Consider the following 21,353-nt stretch of genomic DNA (forward strand, 5'->3'; position numbering starts at 1 on the left):
ACCCATTTTACAAGGAGCGAGCGCGGTGAATAATTTTTACGATGATTCTGAAGCCCTGATATTTCCTTTATCCTCGGCCCAGCGGCGACTCTGGACGCTGGCCGAAATCAATGAAGCGGACGTAAGTTACAACATTCCTTTTGCCTTGCGCTGTCGCGGTAAGTTTCATTATCAGGCGCTGCGCCAGGCGCTGGCCGATTTACAGCAGCGCCATGAAATTCTGCGTACCAGCTATGGCATTATCGACGACAGCCCGATGCAGCGCATTCATCCTGCCGAAGACGATCTGGCGCTGCCGCTTATCCGTATTAACGAAGCACAGCTGGAGAAAAAACTGGCAGAGGATGCCGCCGAGCCTTTCAATTTGCAGCTGGCTCCCGTCTTCCGCGCTCGCGTTTACCAGTTAAACGATGACCATCATATTCTTTCCATGGTCGTTCACCATATTGCCTGCGACGGCTGGTCGGTCGCTATTCTGCTGCGTGAGCTAAGCCATTTCTACAATGCCCGCGTAGCCAGTCTGCCTGCGACGCTTGCCGAGCTTCCTTTACAGTATGCTGACTATGCCGAATGGGAAGAAGCGGAAGCTAAGCGGACGGCAAATCAGGCGGGCGACCCTGGAACGGCGCATCATTTGCAGCCTGCGGTTGCGTTACCCGGCTGTGAGACTGACGAAGCGGAGCAAGAGAACGCCTGCGGCATCGTTCAGCAACGTTTTGACGCCGACTTTCTGCAACAACTTAACGGCTACGCCCGCGAACGCCATACCACGCTGTTTGTCACTCTGCTGGCAGGCTTTATGGCGCTGCTGCACCGGTTAACCCAGGCTGACGATGTCTGTATCGGTTTTCCGGTTGCCAACCGAAAGCGCAGCGAGCTGGAAAATATCGTCGGCTATTTTGTGAATACGCTGGTTATCCGCGATGAAATAAGCCGGGGCGATACCTTTGACAGCCTGGTTCGCCGCTGTGCAACCAGCGTGCTGGATGCGCTGGAACACGAAGAGGCCAGCTATGAGAAATTGCTGAAGCAAACCCCGCGTGAAAATACCAACAGCGTGCCGTTTACGGCCATGTTCGCCTTCGAGAATATTTCCGCAACCGAATTTGCGTTTACCGATCTGCAAATCGAGCCGGTCGATGTTTATCCGGCCCAGGCTAAATTCGACCTCACGCTGCTGCTGAAGCAGGACGGCGAGGCGCTGACCGCAACCTTCGAATTCCGTCGCGAGCGTATTTTACCCGAGGTCGCCCGTGCCTGGATGGCGTGCTATCAGCGCTTACTGGAGGCTGAAGTGCTGACCCCGGGCCAGGCAATTGACCGGGTGAAGCTGGCGGATGCTCTTATCACACCGCCTGCATCACCGACGAAGGCTACCGATCTTTGTACGCAGTTTGAGTCAGCCGCAGCGCGCTATGCCGATCGGGTGGCGATCAGTTATGAAGGCGAGCGGCTGACCTATGCGGCCCTCGACAGCGCGGCTAACGCGCTGGCCTGGCGGCTGCGCGAGCAGGGTGTCGGCACCGGACCGCACGAAAGCCTGGTGGGCCTGAGCGTCGGGCGCGGCCCCGGCCTGCTGGTGGGTATCCTCGGTATCCTCAAGGCGGGCGGCGCTTACGTGCCGCTGGACCCGGTTTATCCTGCCGAGCGCCTTGCCTTCCTGGCCGCCGACAGCGGTATCCGGCTGGCGGTGGCCGACGAGACGGGCCTGGCCGCGCTGGCCGGACTGGACGTGCAGGCGGTAAGCCTTTCAGCGGACGGTGTTTCACACCACCAGGCCCCGCCGCGCGCGCTGCATCCGCAGCAGGCCGCCTACGTTATCTACACCTCCGGCTCCACCGGACAGCCGAAGGGCTGCGTGGTCAGCCACGCCAGCGTGGTGCGGCTGTTTACCGCCACGGAGCACTACGGCTTTAGCGGGTCGGACGTCTGGACCCTGTTCCACTCCTACGCGTTCGACTTCTCGGTGTGGGAAATCTGGGGCGCGCTGCTGCACGGCGGGCGGCTGGTGGTGGTGCCTTATCTGAGCAGCCGCGACCCGGAGCGTTTTGCGCAGCTGCTGGAGGCGGAGTCGGTGAGCGTGCTGAGCCAGACCCCGGCGGCCTTCCGCCAGCTGACGGCGGTATCGGCCGGGCGGGACTTTGCGGCGCTGCGGCTGGTGCTGTTTGGCGGCGAGGCGCTGGAGCCGGGCAGCCTGGCGCCGTGGTTCGCGCAGCACGGCGAGCGGGTGCGGCTGGTCAACATGTACGGCATCACCGAAACCACGGTGCACGTCACCGAATATACGCTGACCGCAGAAAGCATGGCGCAGGGCAGCGTGATAGGCGCGCCGCTGGCGGATTTACACGTGCAGGTGCTGGACCGCTACGGCGAGCCGGTGCCGGCGGGGGTAACGGGCGAGATGTACGTGGGCGGCGCGGGCGTGACGCGGGGCTATCTGGGCCGGGCGGCGCTGACGGCGCAGCGCTTCGTGCCGGACCCGTACGGCGCGCCGGGAGGGCGGCTTTACCGCTCGGGTGACCTGGCGCGCCGCCGGACGGACGGCCGGCTGGTGTACCAGGGACGGGCGGACCAGCAGCTGAAGCTGCGCGGCTACCGCATCGAGCCGGGCGAAATCGAGGCGGCGCTGCGGGCGCAGGCGGGAGTCCGCGACGCGGCGGTGCTGCTGGATACCCCGGCGCAGGGCCAGCCGCGGCTGGTGGCCTACGTGGTGGGCGGCGGGGGGCCGCAGGCACTGCGCGGGGCGCTGTCGGCGACGCTGCCGGAGCACATGGTGCCTGCGGTGATTATGCCGCTGGCGCAGCTGCCGCTGACGGCCCACGGCAAGCTGGATCGTAAGGCGCTGCCGAAGCCGGAAGTCACGGTATCGGCGGGCGGCGAAGCGCGTACCGGGGTGGAAAAAGCCCTGGCTACCATCTGGAGCGAGGTGCTCTCTGTTCCGGAGCCGGGCATCGACGACAACTTCTTCACGCTGGGCGGCGACAGCATCAGTTCGCTACAGGTGGTTTCCAGAGCCAGGGCCGCAGGAATCGGTATCACGCCTAAGCAGGCCCTGCTTTTCACTACTCTCCGCAAGCTTGCGGCGGTGGCTGATACGTCTAAAGGCAACGTAGCGCTACAACAAAAAGCCCGCTGTCCGTCAGGCCCTTTGCCAGCCACGCCGATTATCGCCTGGTTCCAGGCTTTAAAATTGCCCGAGCCCGCGCACTGGAATCAGTCGCTGGCGCTTGAAATAGTACGCCCCGTTGCGCCAGCTCAGCTTGCCCGCGCGCTGAAAGCGGTGGGACAGCATCACGATGCCTTCAGGCTGCGCCTGGACTACGACAGCGCGGAGAGCCTCTCCCTGGCCGACGTCATACAGGAACCTTTCCCGCTTGCGATCCGCACCGTTAACTCTCAGGCAGAGAGGGATGCGGCCATCCTTCAGGCGCAGCAGGAGCTCTCTCTTGATGACGGCCCGGTTGCCCGCGCCGTGCTGATCCAGCACGCGGGCATGGCTGATATCCTGATGCTGGTGATCCACCATATTGCGGTTGACGCGGTTTCCTGGCACATCCTGCTGGACGATCTTGACGTAGCGCTAAAACAGCTGCTGAAAGAGCAAGAGATTGCGCTGGCTCCGGTTGCCACCGACCTGGCCGACTGGAGCCGTTCTCTGCAAGCCGCAGCGGAGCGTGCCGATCCTCAGCGCTGGCTGACGATGGCGGCGCAGGGCTACCCTTCGCCGTTCCGTGATTTTGCGGCAGTGCAGGGGCTGAACAGAGAACAGGGACTAACCGTCTGTAGCCGCACGCTCTCGCTGGAAAGCAGCGCATTGTTTTTACAGCTGCTCGCCAGAGGCAGTGAAGCCCGCGCTTCCGCGCTGCTGTGTGCCGCGCTGTGGCGGCTTTTTAATGAGCAACCGCTGGCGGTCACGCTGGAACACAACGGTCGCGATGTAGATACGGATGCCGATCTCTCCCGCACGCTGGGCTGGTTCACCAGCCTCTATCCTTTCCTGTATCGCGGACAGCCCGCGCTGGCGTCGGCTGAACTGCTGGCCGGGATCGAATCCTCGCTGCTTGAGCTGGCACCGCACAAAGCCGAATATGGTTTAGTTCGCTGGCTTAGCGACGATGAAGAAGTCCGGGCCACGCTCGACGAGGCCGATCTGCCAGCCCTGAGCCTGAACTACCTGGGCCTGCTTCCCGAGCAGCAGGAAGGCGAGTTTGTACTGCGTCACGATATCAGCAGCGTCGATCGCGCTGTCGGCAACGTCAGGGCCTTTACCCTGGATCTGGTCGCCGTAGTGATTGGCGGCGAGCTGCGGTTTTACTGGAACTATTGCCGCAACGTGCTGAAACCCGAGATCGTCGAAGGCTGGGCCGATGCGCTACAGCTGCATTTACAGCAGCTTCTTAGCGAGCTGAGCGCCCGGCCGCTGCTGGTCGCCGATTTCCCGCTGGCCAACATCCGGCAGATTCAGTTTGAGGCGCTGGTCGGCAAGCAAGCCGTGACGGACGCCTATCCCTTGTCGCCTTTGCAGGAAGGGATGCTGTTCCATAGCGTCGCCGAACCCGAAAACCATGCTTACCACGAGCAGGCGGTGGCCCTGCTTGAACGACTAAATCCAGAGTTGTTTATCGAAGCCTGGAAAATATTGATCTCCCGACATGATATTTTGCGTACCAGCTTTCACTGGCAAGACCTGCCGCGCCCGCTGCAAATCGTTCATGCCACGGCCGAACTGCCGGTTACGGTAGCTGACTGGCGCGGCGAAAATGCGACCGAACGGCTTGCGGCGTTTTTACAGCAGGATGCGGCTAAAACGTTCGATTTAAGCGCGGCACCTCTGCTGCGAGTGATGCTGGCCAGGATGGACCACGACAGCTGGCGCTGGGTATGCAGCTATCACCACATTTTAATGGACGGCTGGTCGCTGCCTTTACTGATGGGCGAGCTGGTACAAATTTATGAAAGCCTGGCGGCGGCCGCACAGCCGACGCTGCCGCCGCCGGTACAGTATGGGCGTCATATTGCCAGGCTGGTGCAGCACGCCAGCGGGCAAAGCGGTAAGGTTTTCTGGCAGAACGCGCTGTCTGGCCTGCAACGCCCCACGCTGCTGAGCCCTCAACAGCAGCCGTCCGCGGATTATCACTACCTGCTGGTAACCCTGCCGCCGGAACAGGAGCAGGCCGTCCGCACAGCCGCGCGCGAGGCCGGGGTTTCGCTGGGCAACGTCTTTAATGCGGCCTGGGGAATATTGCTGGCGCTCTCCGGCCACGGCAACGACGTGGTGTTTGGCAGCACGCTTTCCGGCCGCGAGGCAGGCGTAGAGGACGTTGATAAAATGATCGGGCTTTTTATCAATACCTTACCCCTGCGTTTACGCCTGCGGCCCGACATGAGCGTGCGCGACCTGCTGCATAAAGCCCGGCAGTTTCAGGCTGATTTACAAGAGCACAGCCACGATCGCCTGGTTGACGTCCAGCGCTGGAGCGGCCTGGAAGGCGACGGGACGCTGTTTGACAGCGTGCTGGTGATTGAAAACTATCCCGGCGGCGCGCCGGAAGATAACGGTAAGGGCTTCCGGCTGGTGGAGTTTGCCTATAAGGAACACTCAAACTATCCGGTCACGCTGGCGGTACTTCCCGAGAACGGTCTGAAAATTAAGCTTGATTACAACTGCGCCACCTTTGATGACGCAGCGGCGGCCCTGCTGCTTAAGCGGTTAACCGATTTGATCGGTAAAATGATCGAGGATCCGGATCGCAAGCTGAGTACGCTGGATCTGCTGGCGGAAGAGGAGCAGGTAAGCGCCCGCCAGGTATGGAACGCAGGCGCATTCAACGCCGCTTCGCCGGTGCTGGCGCACCAGATGTTTGCAAATAGCGTTAGCCGCCAGCCGCAGGCTCCGGCGCTGTTGCAGGGCGAAACAAGATACGACTACAGCCAGCTCAATCAGAAGGCCGACGCGCTGGCCGCGACGTTACAACAGCAGGGCGTGGGGCCAGAATCCGTGGTGGCGGTCATGCTGTCGCGCGGGCCGGAAGCCGTGATCTCGTTCCTGGCGATCCTGAAAGCGGGCGGGGTTTATCTGCCGCTCGATGCCCAGTATCCGGTCGACCGTCTGGATTACATGCTGCGGGACAGCCGGGCAGTGATGTTGCTCAGCGATAAGGCGCAGTCCATAGAGAAACTGACCGCGCTGCCGGATGCACTGCTGCTGCTGGACAGCTTCGACTTTACGGCGCAGGTCCGTCCCACTGCCTGTACCAGCCTGACCGCCAACAACCTGGCCTATCTGATTTATACCTCCGGCTCTACCGGCAAGCCCAAGCCGGTAGGCGTCTCCCATGCCGGTATCGCCAATTTGCAGGCGGAAACGGCGCGGATGCTGGGGACGGATGCTAACGCCAGAGTCTATATGCAGGCTCCGCTGAGCTTCGATGCCTCGGTATGGGAAATGATGATGGCGCTGTTTGGCGGCGGCGCGCTGGTGCTGCCGGATAATGATGCCGAAGGCGACGTGCTGGCCGCGCTGAATCAGGCCGCCGAACGCCACCACTTTACCCACGTGCTGGTCACGCCAGCGTTGCTGGGACTGCTGGCGGATTATGCCTTGCCTTCTCTCCATACCCTGATTGTGGGTGGCGATGCCTCAGCGCCGGGCATGATGGCGCACTGGGCGAAAAGCCGCCGGGTTTTCAATGCTTATGGCCCATCGGAATGTACGGTGTGCGTGGCGATTGAACCTTGTGACGTAAACACCATTACGCCGCCGCTGGGGCTGCCGCTCCAGGGTATTCCAATGTATCTGCTTGATCCATGGGGGAATCCTGTTCCTCCGGGCGTGACCGGCGAGATCTTCCTGGGCGGTGATAGCCTGGCTCGTGGCTATATCGGCAGGCCTGCCCTGACGGCTGGCGTCTTTATCCCGGATCACCTGAGCGGCGTGCCCGGCGCGCGGCTCTACCGTACCGGAGACACCGCTATTCGCCTGCCGGATGGCCGCATCAAATATGCGGGCCGTACCGGCGGTTACGCCAAGCTCAGGGGCAACCGCATCGATCTTAATGGCGTAGAGCTGCTATTGCAGGGGCATCCTGCCGTGCGGGAAGCGCTGGCGATGATCCGAACGGTGGAAAACGGCCAGTCGCTGATCGCCTGGGTCGTAGCCGAAAAAGGGACCGATGCAGATGAACTGCGCGATTACATGGTGAAGCATGCGGCCGCGTTCGAAGTGCCGGGTGCCATTGTACCGCTCACCAGATGGCCATTAACGCCTGCCGGTAAGATCGACCGCAACGCTTTACCTCTTCCGACAGCCGCGCCGCGCCAGTCCGTTGATGGCAAGACGCTCAGGCCGGTGGAAGCAACACTGCTGCAAATCTGGTCGCAGGCGCTTGGCCGCGACGATATCGATCTGCACGATGACTATTTTTCGCTGGGCGGCGATTCCATTATCGCGCTGCAAATCACCTCGCTGGCCCGTCAGGAAGGATGGTCGGTGACGCCGAGAATGGTCTTGCAGCATCGCACCGTGGCGGCGCTTGCCGCTATGGCCAGCGTGCTCGACACCCATGAGCCGGAGCCGGACAGCGCGAAGGTCGAGCTGGCGCCGATCCAGCACTGGTATTTTGCGCAAAACCTGCCTGCCGTCGCGCACTGGAACCTGAGCATCCGCCTGGAGCTACAGGCGCGGATGACGCCGCAGCTGCTCCAGCAGGCGCTGAACGAGCTGGTGAAACTGCATCCGGCGCTGCGTCTGCGTTTTGAACAGGTCGACGGCGTCTGGCAGCAGCATTACAGCGCCGCTGCGGCTATTCCGCTTGAACTGCTGCCCGCCTCGCATCAGCAGGCGGCCGTCCGGGAAGCCGAGCTTCAGTCGCTACTTAATCTCTCCACGGGGCCACTCGTACGCGCTGCTTATCGCGATGCCGGAGAAACGAACCAGCCCGAGCTGGTGCTGATCGCGCATCATCTGATCATGGATACCTGGTCGTTACGCATCCTGACAGAGGATCTGGCCTCCATCTATACCTCGCTGCATAGCGGCACGCCGATCCGCGTCCTGCAGGAAGGCACCAGCTATCGCCAGTGGTCACAGTGGCTCAGCCAGCACGCCACAGACTTTACTTCACAGATACCTTACTGGCGAAACATGCTGGATGCCGGGACGCCGCCAGCGGCAATGCCCCGCAAAGGCTGTGTCGGCGATCGCCAGGTCATCTTTGCCGAGCTGGACAGGGAGACCAGCGATCTCCTGACCGGCGATGCGCACCAGGTCTACCACAGCCGTGGGCAAGAGCTGCTGCTGACCGCGCTGGCGCAGGCATGGCACCGCTGGTGCGGCAACGCGCATCTGGCCATTGAGCTGGAAACGCACGGTCGTGAAGCGTTTCAGGATGCCGCGATGGATCTCTCGCGCAGCGTGGGCTGGTTTACCGCGCTGTTCCCGCTGCGGATTGCGACCGGCAGCGGCTGGGCCGACACCGTTGATAACGTCAAGCAAACCCTGCGCCATATCCCTTCCGGCGGCCACGGCTACGGCGTTTTACGCTATCTGCAACAGACGCCTGACCTCTGCGAACCGGCGCCGCCGTCCATCAGCTTTAACTACCTGGGCGACACGGCCATGTCAGCCTCGTCCGCGATGGCTATCCGGCTTTCCCGGCGCGAAGCCGGGCCTGGCCAGGCCGCGTATCAGCTACTGCCTCATGCTCTGAACGTCACGGTAATGCTTGTGGCGGGTCGGCTGCGGTTTTCGTTGGCCTATGCCGACACCGCCGCCGATGCCGCGATGCAAACATTGCTCAACCACTATCAGCACGCCCTGCACGATTTGGCCGAACATTGTCGCCTCGCCGAGCCGGTTGACCTCCAGAGCAGCGATGTCTCCGGGGTTCAGCTCAGTGACTCAGAGTTGTCTGCCATTTTGAGCGATTTAACCGAGGACGACCAATGAACACCAGTGTGAAAGCGAAAATCCGTATTGAGAGCGCCCATAAGCTAACGCCTTTGCAGATGGGCGTGCTGTTCCACGCGATGTATGCGCCCGACAGCGCCGCCTATTTCGAACAGCTGTTTTGTCGGCTGGATGGCGATATCGATCCGCAACAGTTTGAGCAGGCGCTGGCGTTACTGGCCCAGCGGCACGCCATTATGCGCACGGGTATTGTGACCAAAGGCCAGCGCGATCCGCTGCAGGTCGTGCTGGAAAAAGTTTCCGTGCCGCTAACGGTCTACGACTGGCGCGATCGCAGCGGCGACGTACAGGAAACCGCCTTTCAGAGGCTGCTGGATGATGACCGTCAGGAGGGCTTTAACCTCAACCGACCGCCTCTGATGCGCTTTATTTTAGTGCGGTTCAGCGAGCGGGAGTGGCGGCTGGTCTGGAGCCATCACCATCTGCTGCTGGATGGCTGGTCGGTACAGCTGCTGCTGAAAGATTTTTTCCAGCTGATGACGGGCAACAGGACGGAAGCCGCCTCCAGGCCGTTCTCTGATTACCTGACGTGGCTGGAGGGACAGTCGCAGGACGCCGCCCGCGATTTCTGGCAAAGCATTCTGGGCGACCTGCAGACGCCGACGCCGCTGGGCATCGATAAGCCGACCGGTGCAGGAGAGAAAGATTTTGCCGAGCGCCGTTACAGCCTGAAGGTGCCGGAGCTGGCTAACGTCGCTTCCGCCTGCAAGGTCAGCGTCGGCACGCTGCTGATGGCGGGCTGGGCAGTGCTGCTCGGCCACTACGCGCGCAGAGATGACGTGACCTTTGGCGTAACCTTATCGGGACGTGCGATTGAGCTGCCCGGCGTCGATAACATCGTCGGGCTGTTAATCAACACGCTGCCGCTGCGCCTGCGGCCGGAGCCGCAGAGGAAGCTTGCTGACTGGCTGGCGGAAGTGCAGGAAGCGCAATTTGCCCTGCAGCGCTACTCCTACAGCGCGCTGTCAGATATTCAGACCTGCAGCGGCGTGCCGCAGGGAACCTCCCTGTTTGAAAGCCTGCTGATTATCGATAACTTTCCCGTTGGCGATCTGCGTTTAAGCGAGCAGCTGCCTTTCGAAATGAGCGGGATCGATATGTATGAGCGCACTCATTACCCGCTGGCGCTGACGATGGTGCCGAAAGAGGGCGAGGTTTCGTTAAAGCTCGGCTACGACCGCAGTAAAATTGACGACGCAACCGCCGAAAAAGTGATCGGCGATTTTGAGCTGCTGCTGAATAAAATCAGCGACCGCGCGGACGCGACCGCCGGTGAGTGGGCCGAATGCCTGGGTTCCGCGCCGTTAGCTGAAGTGCGTACAGGCGAGCAGCATGCCCAGCCCGATGGGCAGACGGAGCGGTTCTGGCGCGACTACCTGCATGGCGTGGAGGCCAGCCCGGTTGGCGAAGAGAGCACGCGTACCGGTATTCATCAGCGCGTGACCACGAAGCTCTCTTCTGCGCTGACGCAGCGCCTGTCGCAGCTGGCGGCCAGCCAGCAGGTGACGGTAAACACGCTGGTGCAGAGCGCCTATGCGGTTGCGCTGGCCCGCCTGAGCGGACGGCAGGAGGCGCTGTTTGGCGTAACGTTATCCGGCCGTCCAGCGGAGCTGGCGCAGTCGGAAAATATAGCGGGCCTGTTTAGCCAGACGCTGCCGATACGCGTCGACTGCGCGCCAGGCACCGACGTCGCCGCGTTTTTTGAACAGGTGCAGGTTTCGCAGGAAGAAATTGAGCGGCACGCCGACGTGCAGCCTGCCGCTATCCAGCGCTGGGCGGGCTTTGCTGCCGATCGGTCACTTTACGACAGCGTGCTGATCTGTGCAGATCCGGGGACAGGTGAAGCCAGCCTGAACGCTGACGCAACGGCAGAACATTCTCACTACGCCTTCTCGCTGTACGTTAAGCCGCGCGGCACGGAGCTGACGCTGGAGGCGGTATTCGATCCGGCGCGGATTGACGCGACGCGGGCAAACCTGCTGCTTGAGGGCACGCGCGGCATGCTGGCGCAGCTGGCCGACGGCGCAACCCACGTTGGCGTACTGCGGCTGACCAGCGGGGCGGAAGCGCAGGACGCTGTTTATCAGGACAGCGCGGTGACAAAAACCATTCGTCAGGGCAACGCGGCGCAGCAGGTGCAGGAAGCGGGCCTTTACAACACCACGGCGCGGCAGGAAGAGGCAGACGCGAGCCTGCCGGAGCTGTTCCGCCGCGCGGCCGCGCATGCCCCGGCGCAGAGGGCGGTGTCCGGTGCCGACCGCGAGCTGAGCTACGGCCAGCTGCTGGCGGAGAGCCGCAACTTTGCCCGCCGCCTTGCCGGACACGGCGTACGGCCGGGCATGGCGGTGGCGGTGTGCCTTGACCGCGGGGCCGACATGCTCGCCGCGCTGCTGGGCGTGATGTGGGCGGGAGCCGAATACGTCCCGGTTGACCCGACGCATCCGGCCGCGCGGCGGGCGATGATTCTGGAGGACGCCGCGCCGCAGCTGGTGGTGGTGGATGCCGCTAACGAGCGGGCCTTCGACGGCCAGCCGACGCTGCGCTACGCCAGCGACTGGCGTCAGCTGGACGGCGAGCTGCCGGGCGACGCGCTTTCCCCGCTTGCGCCTGCCTACACCATCTTTACCTCCGGCAGTACCGGACGGCCCAAAGGCGTGCGGGTCACCCACGGCGCGCTCGCCAATATCCTGCTGCACTTTTGCACCAGTCCGGGGCTGAACGCCGCCGACCGCCTGCTGGCGGTCACCACGCTGAGCTTTGACATCGCGGCGCTGGAGCTGTTTTTACCGCTGAGCTGCGGCGCGGAAGTGGTCATCGCGACCGCCGCGCAGGCGACAGGCGGCCCGCTGCTGGCGGAGCTGATAGCGCGCCACGGCATCACGGTGATGCAGGCCACCCCGGCCAGCTGGCGCATGCTGCTGGCGGCGGGCTGGCGGCCGCCGGAGGGCTTCCGCGCGTGGTGCGGCGGCGAGGCGCTGCCTCTGGAGCTGGCGCGCGACCTGCTGGCGACCGGCGTGCAGCTGTGGAACCTGTACGGGCCGACGGAGACCACCATCTGGTCGGCGGAAACCGCAGTGACCGAACCGCTGGCCGCGCCGCTGCCGGTGGGCGGGCCGATACGCCGCACCGCGCTGTACGTGCTGGACGGTGCCGGACAGCGCCTGCCCGCGGGCGTCAGCGGCGAGCTGGCTGTCGGCGGCGCGGGGCTGAGCACGGGCTACCTGCGTGACCCGGCGCGGACCGCGCGGGCCTTCCGTCCCGACCCGGACGGCGCGGAGCCGGGCAGCCGTCTTTACCTGACCGGCGACCTGGCGCGCGAGCGCGCCGACGGCCGCATCGAGGTGCTGGGACGGCTCGACCACCAGATTAAGCTCAACGGCTTCCGCATCGAGCTGGGCGAAATCGACGCGGCGCTGCGCGCGCTGCCGGGCGTGCGTGACGCGGCGGCGGCAATCCACCGCGCGGCGTCCGGCGGCCAGCTGGCGGGCTATCTGGTGGCGGCAGAAGACGCGCCGGAAGACGCGGTCTGGCTGGCGTCGCTGGCTGAAGCGCTGCCGCGCTACATGCTGCCCACGGCGCTGATGCGGCTGCCCGCGCTGCCGCTGACCGCAAACGGCAAGATCGACCGCAAGGCGTTGCCTCAGCCGCAGATCCGTAATACCTCTTATGTGCAGCCTCGCACGCCGGAACAGAAAACGCTCGCTGCCATCTGGCAGGATGTACTGGGCATGGAGCAGGTGGGCATCACCGACAACTATTTCTCTCTGGGCGGCAACTCGATCCTCAGTATCCGCGTGGTGACGCAAGCCGCCGCGCAGGGGATCCGCCTGAACATTGAAGACCTGTTCCAGAAGCTCACCATCGAACGCCTGACGGAAAGTAATAGCGCACCCGTTCAGGCCGCCGAAGCGCCGCGCATTGAAGCCTTTGCGCTGCTGACGGAAGAAGATCGCCGCGCCGTTCCGGAGGGGGCGGTGGACGGCTATCCGCTCAGCGAGCTCCAGGCCGGTATGCTGTTCCATAACGGCGCTGATGAAACGAATCGGCTCTATCACAACGTGGTCAGCTATCTGCTGGATAACCCGGCGATGGACACGGACGTGGTACGCCAGCGGATGAACAAGCTGATAGCCGTGCATCCGGTGCTGCGTACGGGCTTTTCACTGGCGGGCTACAGTCGGCCCCTGCAATGGGTTTATGCGCAGGCAGAACCTTTGATCGAAGAAGAAGATTTGCGGGAAGCCAGCGAAGTGGCTCAGCTTACCCTGATTGGTCGTGCGCAGCAGCGCCTGCGCGAAGAGAGATTCGATCTGGCTAAACCGCCGCTGCTGCGCCTGCTGTTCCAGCGCCTTGACGACAGCCGCTGGCAGGTAACCGTTGCCCTGCATCACGTCATTCTGGATGGCTGGAGCCTGGCGTCACTGTTGACTGCCTTGCTGCATGGCGAAGCCGCAGAAGCGACGGAACCACAGCAGATCTTCCGCGACTTTATTCATCTGGAGCAGCAGGCGCTGCACAGCACGCGTGACCATACGTTCTGGCAGAAGCAGCTGAAAGATCTGCCGGTGACTACCTTACCGCGCTGGCCGTTTATCGCTAAGAACGCAGAGGCCGCGCAGGCTAACTACGAAACTGCCTTGCCGCCAGCTTTATATCAGGGCCTGACAGCGCTGGCACAAGAAAAAGGCGTGCCGCTAAAAAGCGTGCTGCTGGCCATTCATATGCGTGTGCTGGCCCACTGGAGCGGCGAACGCGAAGTCGTGACGGGCCTGGTGACCAACGGCCGACCTGAAAGCGCAGGCAGTGCCGAGGCGCTGGGACTCTTCCTTAACACGCTGCCAATGCGTATCAATACCGGCGGATTAACAGGCAGCGAGCTGCTGGAAGCCGTCCGCCAGGCAGAAAGCGCCCAGCTGCCGCACCGACGTTTTGCCATGACCGAGCTGCGCCGCATGCTGCAAAACAGAACGCTGTTTGAAACCACCTTTAACTTTGTAGATTTTCACGTCTACAACGATACGGTCACCCGTGGACGCGACAGGTTTGATCCGGTGAAAGTCCTTAACGCCGCAGGCAGTCAGGCGCTGGATATACCGCTGGCAACCAGCTTCAGCGTCGATCGGCAACAGGGTACGCTGCACTTGATTTTAACCTGTGACGGCACGCTGTTCCCGGCCTCACAGGTGGAGGCTATGGGTGCCAGCTATCTGCTTGCGGCTGAAGCCCTGCTTGAGGGCGCGGAAAAGATATGTGACAGCATGGCGCTTATTTCGGCAGAAGAAAGGGACGAAATAGCACAGCGCTCTTGCGGTGCCAGCGATGTATCGCAGCCGGTGCTACAGGCATTTCAGGCAATAGTAGAGCGTCATCCGCAGGCGCTGGCGGTAGTGAGCGCCGATGGCGAGATGGACTATGCAACGCTGGATCGACGCGCTAACGAGCTGGCCGCGCAGATGCAGCGTGCCGGGCTGCGTCCGGATGTGCCGGTAGCCTTGTTGTTTGAGCGCTCGCCCGATCTGGTCGTCGCCATGCTGGCCGCCATGAAGACTGCCTGTCCTTACGTGCCGCTGGCGCCTTATCTGCCGCAGGGCAGGCTAGCGGAAATTCTGGCGGACGTCAGGCCGCAGGCGACGTTAACCGTGCAGGCGCTGCAACATATTCTGCCGGTGGCAAGCGATGCCGGCCATCTGTTTGCCCTGGATGCCTTGCCGGAAACGCCTTATCCGTTACCGGCACTGCCGCAGGCCCATCCGGCCACGCTAGCCTACCTGTTGTTCACCTCAGGATCGACCGGGCGACCAAAAGGGATTGGTATTCCGACGGGCGCGCTGGCTAACCACATGGCGTGGATGCAGCGTCGTTTCCCGCTCGCGCCGGGCGACCGCGTACTGCAAAAAACGCCGGTTGGTTTTGATGCTTCCGTCTGGGAGTTCTGGGCACCGTTAATGGCGGGCGCAACCCTGGTTTTACCTGCCGACGGTGTGCAAAACGATGCGATAGCGATGCTGGAAGCCGTGCAGCGACATGCGATAACCGTGCTGCAACTGGTGCCGGGCGTGCTGGATATAGTGACCCGATTGCCAGAGCTGGCTGCCTGTACCTCCTTGCAGCGCGTGTTTGTCGGCGGGGAGGCGCTCCAGGCCTCGACCGTTGAACGCTTTAACGACGTGCTCGGCGTGCCGCTGATTAATCTCTATGGCCCGACTGAAACCACCATCGACACCACGTTCGCCTGCTATGGTGGCGATGTCGGTGAAGTAGTGAGCATCGGCGAGCCGATCGATGGCGTCTCCGTTTACGTGCTTGACCAGTACATGCAGCCCGCAGGCGTCGGTATTTATGGCGAGCTGTGGATTGGCGGCGCTGGCGTAGCCCGAGGGTACTGGAATCGCGCTTCGGAAACGGCAGCAAGTTTCCGCCCTGATCCTTTCTCAACGCAGCCGGGTGAACGCATGTTCCGCACCCGTGATGTAGTGCGCTGGCTACCGGAAGGCGGCCTGCAATACGCCGGGCGCAGCGACAGCCAGATCAAACTGCGCGGTAACCGCATCGAGCTGGCCGACATTGAAGCCGTGCTGGCGCGCCAGCCTGGCGTGACCCGCAGCGCCGTGCGCGTCTGCGTGGAAAAACCGGGACAGCTGGTGGCCTGGGTCATGGGCCCGGCGGCGCAGGAAGCCGCGTCGCTGATTGCCGCACTACGTCACCATCTGCCCGACTATATGCTGCCGCAGCGCATTGTTGCCGTTACCTCATGGCCGCTGACGCCTAACGGCAAAACTGACTACGCGGCGCTGACGAAGCTTGCCGCCGTGACGGAGCCTGCGTCTGCGGTAGTGGCACCAGAAAGCGAGATTGAAAGCGAACTGGTGGCGATATGGCAGAAGCTCTTGCCGCACCTGACCTTAGGGGTCACCGAGAACTTTTTTGAAGTGGGTGGCGACTCGATTCTGGCTATGCAAATTGCCGCCGAGATGCGCCGTAAAGGCTGGGCGATGACGCCGCGCCATCTGTTCGAGCAGCCAACCATCCGCGAGCTGGCGGCGGTTATCGTGCCTGCGCACAACGAGCAACAGTCGGACTATACCGCGCCTGTGGGCCTGCTGCCGCTGTCACCGGTGCAGCGCTGGTTCTTTGAGCTGGAGCTGTCTGACCGGGCGCACTGGAACCAGGCGGTGATGCTTCGCGTGCCGCAGCATATTCAGCCGCACCGCCTGCAGAAAGCGCTGGAGCGGCTGGTCAGCCTGCACGAAGCGTTCCGTCTGCGCTTTGTGCAAAAAGAGACGAGCTGGTTTGCCCGGCTGGAGGAGAACGCGGGCGACTGGTACAGCAGCCTGAACGTTTCCGATCTCTCCGCCGCCGCATACCAGAAGGTCACGGATTCCCTGGTCGAAACCACCCAGCGCAGCCTCGATCTGGAACAGGGGCCGCTGTTTAAAGCGGTACACCTTGATAAAGGACTGGAGGTGGAAGGGCGCCTGCTGCTGGTTATCCACCATCTGATCGTTGATGGCGTCTCCTGGCGCATCCTGCTGAACGAGATCAACCTGCTGCTTGACGGCGTTGAACTGGCAACACCTGCACCGGGCTTTGGCGGCTGGCTGGCGTTGCAGGAGAAGTATGAGATGCCGCAGGCGGTGCTCGACTACTGGCTGGCGCAGGCGACAAAGTCGGCGGAAGAGTTTCGTGCGCCCTCTTTTATTCAGCCACAGCACAGCGGCCACTACTCGCAGGTCAGAACGATTGAAAAGTCTTTTGGCAATCCGATCGCGCAGCGGCTGACAGATCATTCACAGCTGCACCTTAAGGCCAGGCCGCTGGAGCTGCTGCTTACGTCGGTGCTTTGTGCCATGGGGCGCTGGGCGCATGAAGATCGCATCGCGCTGACGCTTGAAGGACACGGCCGCGATAACGCCGGTGACTGGGTGCTGGAACGTACGCCGGGCTGGTTTACCGTGCTCTATCCGGTGATGTTCGATCTTAAAGATACGGACAGCGAAATGACGGTGCTACAGACGGTCAAGAAGACGCTGCGGGAAGTTCCCGATGGCGGCTACGGCTACGGGCAGCTGCGCGATACTGAACAGCTGCCGCCGGTCTCATTTAACTATCTGGGCCAGTTTGAAGAGAGCGATGAGCGCGGGCTGACCGTGGTTGACGAGGCCGTTGGCGACAACGAGGACCCACAGGGTAAACGTCCGTTCCCGCTGGAGATCGTTGCCTTTATCCGCGCCGGAAAACTTACCCTGCGTTGCGTGTTTGACGACCGGGTTCCGGAAGCCGCAAACATCACGGCAATGCTCGATTCCGCCGCTGACTGGCTGCAAAAAATGCTCGCCTGTGAAGATGTTTCTGCCGCCTGGACGCTGCATGATTTTCCGCTGGCCGACGTGGAAGAGCGCGGCCTGGCGGTAGCGCTGGGCGACGCGGGCAATCATCTTGCTGACCTGTGGAAGGCCACGCCAACCCAGCAGGGCATGCTGTTTCACAGCCGCTTAGAAAACGGCACGAGCGAAGTCTACCTTGAGCAAATCGTGATGCGGCTGCATGAGGAGATGGATGCCGATCTGCTGGCGCAGGCGTGGAACAGGGTGATTAATCGTCACGATGCCTTGCGCGTCTCTTTTGTCTGGGAAGATCTCGATCATCCGCAGCAGCGGGTGTGGCGTAGCGTTCAGGTTCCTTTCGAGACGGTCGATCTCCAGGGCAATGCCGCTGAGCTTGAGGCATTCATGGCGGCAGATCGGCAGCGCGGTATCGACTTAAGCGTCGCGCCGATGATGCGGGTTAGCCTGCTCAGGAAACAAGGTAAGCCGTGGCGTCTGGTCTGGCTGCATCATCACGCGCTGCTGGACGGCTGGTCGATGGCGCTGATCTTTAACGACCTGGCCGAGTGTTATCGCGCGCTGAAGCTGAACCAGCGCTGGCCGACAAATTCTGCGCCTTCTTACGCTACCTACCTTCGCTGGCTGCAACAGCAGGGCGCGACTCAGGAGACGGCAGAGCGGTTCTGGCGCGAGTATTTCCAGGGCCTGGAGCTGGCCAGCCCGGTTGGTGAAGAGAGCACGCGTACCGGTATTCATCAGCGCGTGACCACGAAGCTCTCTTCTGCGCTGACGCAGCGCCTGTCGCAGCTAGCGGCCAGCCAGCAGGTGACGGTAAACACGCTGGTGCAGAGCGCCTATGCGGTTGCGCTGGCCCGCCTGAGCGGACGGCAGGAAGCGCTGTTTGGCGTAACGTTATCCGGCCGTCCAGCGGAGCTGGCGCAGTCGGAAAATATAGTGGGTCTGTTTATCCAGACGCTGCCGATGCGCGTTAACTGCGCGCCGGGTACCGCCGTCGCCACGCTGGCCGCTGGGGTGCAGGCTTTACAGGGGGAGATTGAGCGGCATGCCCACGTTCAGCCTGCCGATATCCAGCGCTGGTCGGGCTTTGCCGCCGGACAGCCGCTGTTCGACAGCGCGCTGATTTACGAAAACTACCCGCTGGGCCAGGGGCTGGTGGAGGCCTCTGACAGCCTGAACGCGGATGTAACCGAGGTGCTCGACCATCCTCACTACGCCTTCTCGCTGTACGTTAAACCGCGCGGCACGGAGCTGACGCTGGAGGCGGTATTCGATCCGGCGCGGGTTGACGCGACGCGGGCAAACCTGCTGCTTGAAGGCACGCGCGGCATGCTGGCGCAGCTGGCCGACGGCGCAACCCACGTTGGCGCGCTGCGGCTGACCAGCGGGGCGGAGGCGCAGGGCGCTGTCTCCCACCACACCGCGGCGCGGCAGGAAAAAGCAGACGCGAGCCTGCCGGAGCTGTTCCGCCGCGCGGCCGCGCATGCTCCGGCGCAGCGGGCGGTGTCCGGTGCCGACCGCGAGCTGAGCTACGGCCAGCTGCTGGCGGAGAGCCGCAACTTTGCCCGCCGCCTTGCCGGACACGGCGTACGGCCGGGCATGGCGGTGGCGGTGTGCCTTGACCGCGGGGCCGACATGCTCGCCGCGCTGCTGGGCGTGATGTGGGCGGGAGCCGAATACGTCCCGGTTGACCCGACGCATCCGGCCGCGCGGCGGGCGATGATTCTGGAGGACGCCGCGCCGCAGCTGGTGGTGGTGGATGCCGCTAACGAGCGGGCCTTCGACGGCCAGCCGACGCTGCGCTACGCCAGCGACTGGCGTCAGCTGGACGGCGAGCTGCCGGGCGACGCGCTTTCCCCGCTTGCGCCTGCCTACACCATCTTTACCTCCGGCAGTACCGGACGGCCCAAAGGCGTGCGGGTCACCCACGGCGCGCTCGCCAATATCCTGCTGCACTTTTGCACCAGTCCGGGGCTGAACGCCGCCGACCGCCTGCTGGCGGTCACCACGCTGAGCTTTGACATCGCGGCGCTGGAGCTGTTTTTACCGCTGAGCTGCGGCGCGGAAGTGGTCATCGCGACCGCCGCGCAGGCGACAGGCGGCCCGCTGCTGGCGGAGCTGATAGCGCGCCACGGCATCACGGTGATGCAGGCCACCCCGGCCAGCTGGCGCATGCTGCTGGCGGCGGGCTGGCGGCCGCCGGAGGGCTTCCGCGCGTGGTGCGGCGGCGAGGCGCTGCCTCTGGAGCTGGCGCGCGACCTGCTGGCGACCGGCGTGCAGCTGTGGAACCTGTACGGGCCGACAGAGACCACCATCTGGTCGGCGGAAACCGAAGTGACTGAACCGCTGGCCGCGCCGCTGCCGGTGGGCGGGCCGATACGCCAGACCGCGCTGTACGTGCTGGACGGTGCCGGACAGCGCCTGCCCGCGGGCGTCAGCGGCGAGCTGGCTGTCGGCGGCGCGGGGCTGAGCACGGGCTACCTGCGTGACCCGGCGCGGACCGCGCGGGCCTTCCGTCCCGACCCGGACGGCGCGGAGCCGGGCAGCCGTCTTTACCTGACCGGCGACCTGGCGCGCGAGCGCGCCGACGGCCGCATCGAGGTGCTGGGACGGCTCGACCACCAGATTAAGCTCAACGGCTTCCGCATCGAGCTGGGCGAAATCGACGCGGCGCTGCGCGCGCTGCCTGGCGTGCGTGACGCGGCGGCGGCAATCCACCGCGCGGCGTCCGGCGGCCAGCTGGCGGGCTATCTGGTGGCGGCAGAAGACGCACCGGAAGACGCGGTCTGGCTGGCGTCGCTGGCTGAAGCGCTGCCGCGCTACATGCTGCCCACGGCGCTGGTACGGCTGCCCGCGCTGCCGCTGACCGCAAACGGCAAGATCGACCGTAAGGCGTTAGCCGACATTGAAGTCACCAACAGAAGCGCCAGCTTCCTGCCGCCGGAAGGCCCGGTTGAAACGGCGGTGTGCGCTATCTGGCAAACCGTCTTCTCGCTTGAGCAGGTTGGGGTAGAAGACGATTTCTACGCGCTGGGCGGTCATTCGTTAATGGCTACCCAGATCCATACGCGCATCGTGCGCATCTTCCGTATCTCTCCGCCGCTGGGCGAGGTATTCAGAGCAACCACGCCACGCGAGCTTGCCGCCGTCATTTACGCCCATGCCGATAAGGATCGGGCCAGCCAAATGGCGGAAGCTTATTTACGTCTGCGCGCAATGACGCCCGAACAGCGCCAGGCATTACGTAACGAAGGAACGCTTATCACAGGAGGTTCGGCATGAACTGGGAAAAATCTGTCGCCATCGTCACTGGCGCAGCAGGGGGCATCGGCGGGACTTTCGTCCGCCAGTTGCTGAGCGGCGGCTGTCGGGTAGTGGCTATCGACAAGCAGAGCGACAGGCTGGAAGAGCTGGCGGTGGCGTGCCAGCCCTGGCGCGACGCGCTGGCCATCCGGCCCGTTGATATTACCAACGAAGCGGAAGTACGGGCGACCTTTACCGAACTGAGCATGCACTTTGGCGTGCCGGAGATTCTGGTCAATAACGCTGGCGTGCTGCGCGATGGCCTGCTGGTGAAGAAGGATGCAGACAGCTTTGTGCGCAAACTGCCTACGGCGCAGTGGCGCGGCGTGCTGGAAGCTAACCTGACCGGCACGTACCTGATGAGCCGGGAATTTGCCGCAATACGATCGCAGCAGGCGGGCGACGGCGTCATCGTCAACATCTCTTCCGTGACCAGCGCCGGTAACCCCGGCCAGTCTGCCTACGCGGCTTCCAAAGCCGGGATGGACGCGCTGACCCGCACCTGGGCGCTGGAGCTGGCCGACAGCCATATTCGCGTGGTCGGCATCGCGCCCGGCCTGACCGACACGCCGATGGCCCGCGCGCTGCCGGAGGCCGAGCTGGACGACATGCTCAAAAATATTCCGCTGGAACGCATGGCCACGCCGCTGGAAATCTGGCAGGGCCTGCGTTTTGCGCTGGAGTGCGATTACTTCAACGGTCGTATTTTGACCATTGATGGCGGTGCAGGATTCTGCTGA

3 protein-coding genes are annotated in these 21,353 nt (G+C 63.2%); all 3 read left to right on the forward strand.

Annotation, left to right across the window (positions count from 1 at the left end):
* Positions 1-25 precede the first annotated feature (25 nt).
* Genes ACMGGR_RS07375 through ACMGGR_RS07385 form a run of 3 tightly spaced genes read left to right on the forward strand, consistent with a single transcriptional unit; the run spans position 26 to position 21,353 of the window.
* The gene (locus ACMGGR_RS07375) at positions 26-8,947 is read left to right on the forward strand and encodes an amino acid adenylation domain-containing protein (RefSeq protein WP_414148536.1); all 8,922 of its coding nucleotides are present in this window, start codon (positions 26-28) and stop codon (positions 8,945-8,947) included.
* Complete coding sequence (locus ACMGGR_RS07380) at positions 8,944-20,592, forward strand: amino acid adenylation domain-containing protein (RefSeq protein WP_414148537.1); 11,649 nt, start codon at positions 8,944-8,946, stop codon at positions 20,590-20,592. The genes ACMGGR_RS07375 and ACMGGR_RS07380 overlap by 4 nt, the downstream gene beginning before the upstream one ends.
* Complete coding sequence (locus ACMGGR_RS07385; protein ID WP_246757682.1) at positions 20,589-21,353, forward strand: SDR family NAD(P)-dependent oxidoreductase; 765 nt, start codon at positions 20,589-20,591, stop codon at positions 21,351-21,353. The genes ACMGGR_RS07380 and ACMGGR_RS07385 overlap by 4 nt, the downstream gene beginning before the upstream one ends.

Origin of the sequence: Erwinia sp. BNK-24-b, from assembly GCF_047456155.1 — a bacterium.
Taxonomy (GTDB): domain Bacteria; phylum Pseudomonadota; class Gammaproteobacteria; order Enterobacterales; family Enterobacteriaceae; genus Erwinia; species Erwinia phyllosphaerae.

Bases quoted from the DNA above. Each gene is read 5' to 3' on its own strand.
- ACMGGR_RS07380 (WP_414148537.1), top strand. From the start codon at position 8,944: ATGAACACCAGTGTGAAAGCGAAAATCCGTATTGAGAGCGCCCATAAG.
- ACMGGR_RS07385 (WP_246757682.1), top strand. From the start codon at position 20,589: ATGAACTGGGAAAAATCTGTCGCCATCGTCACTGGCGCAGCAGGGGGC.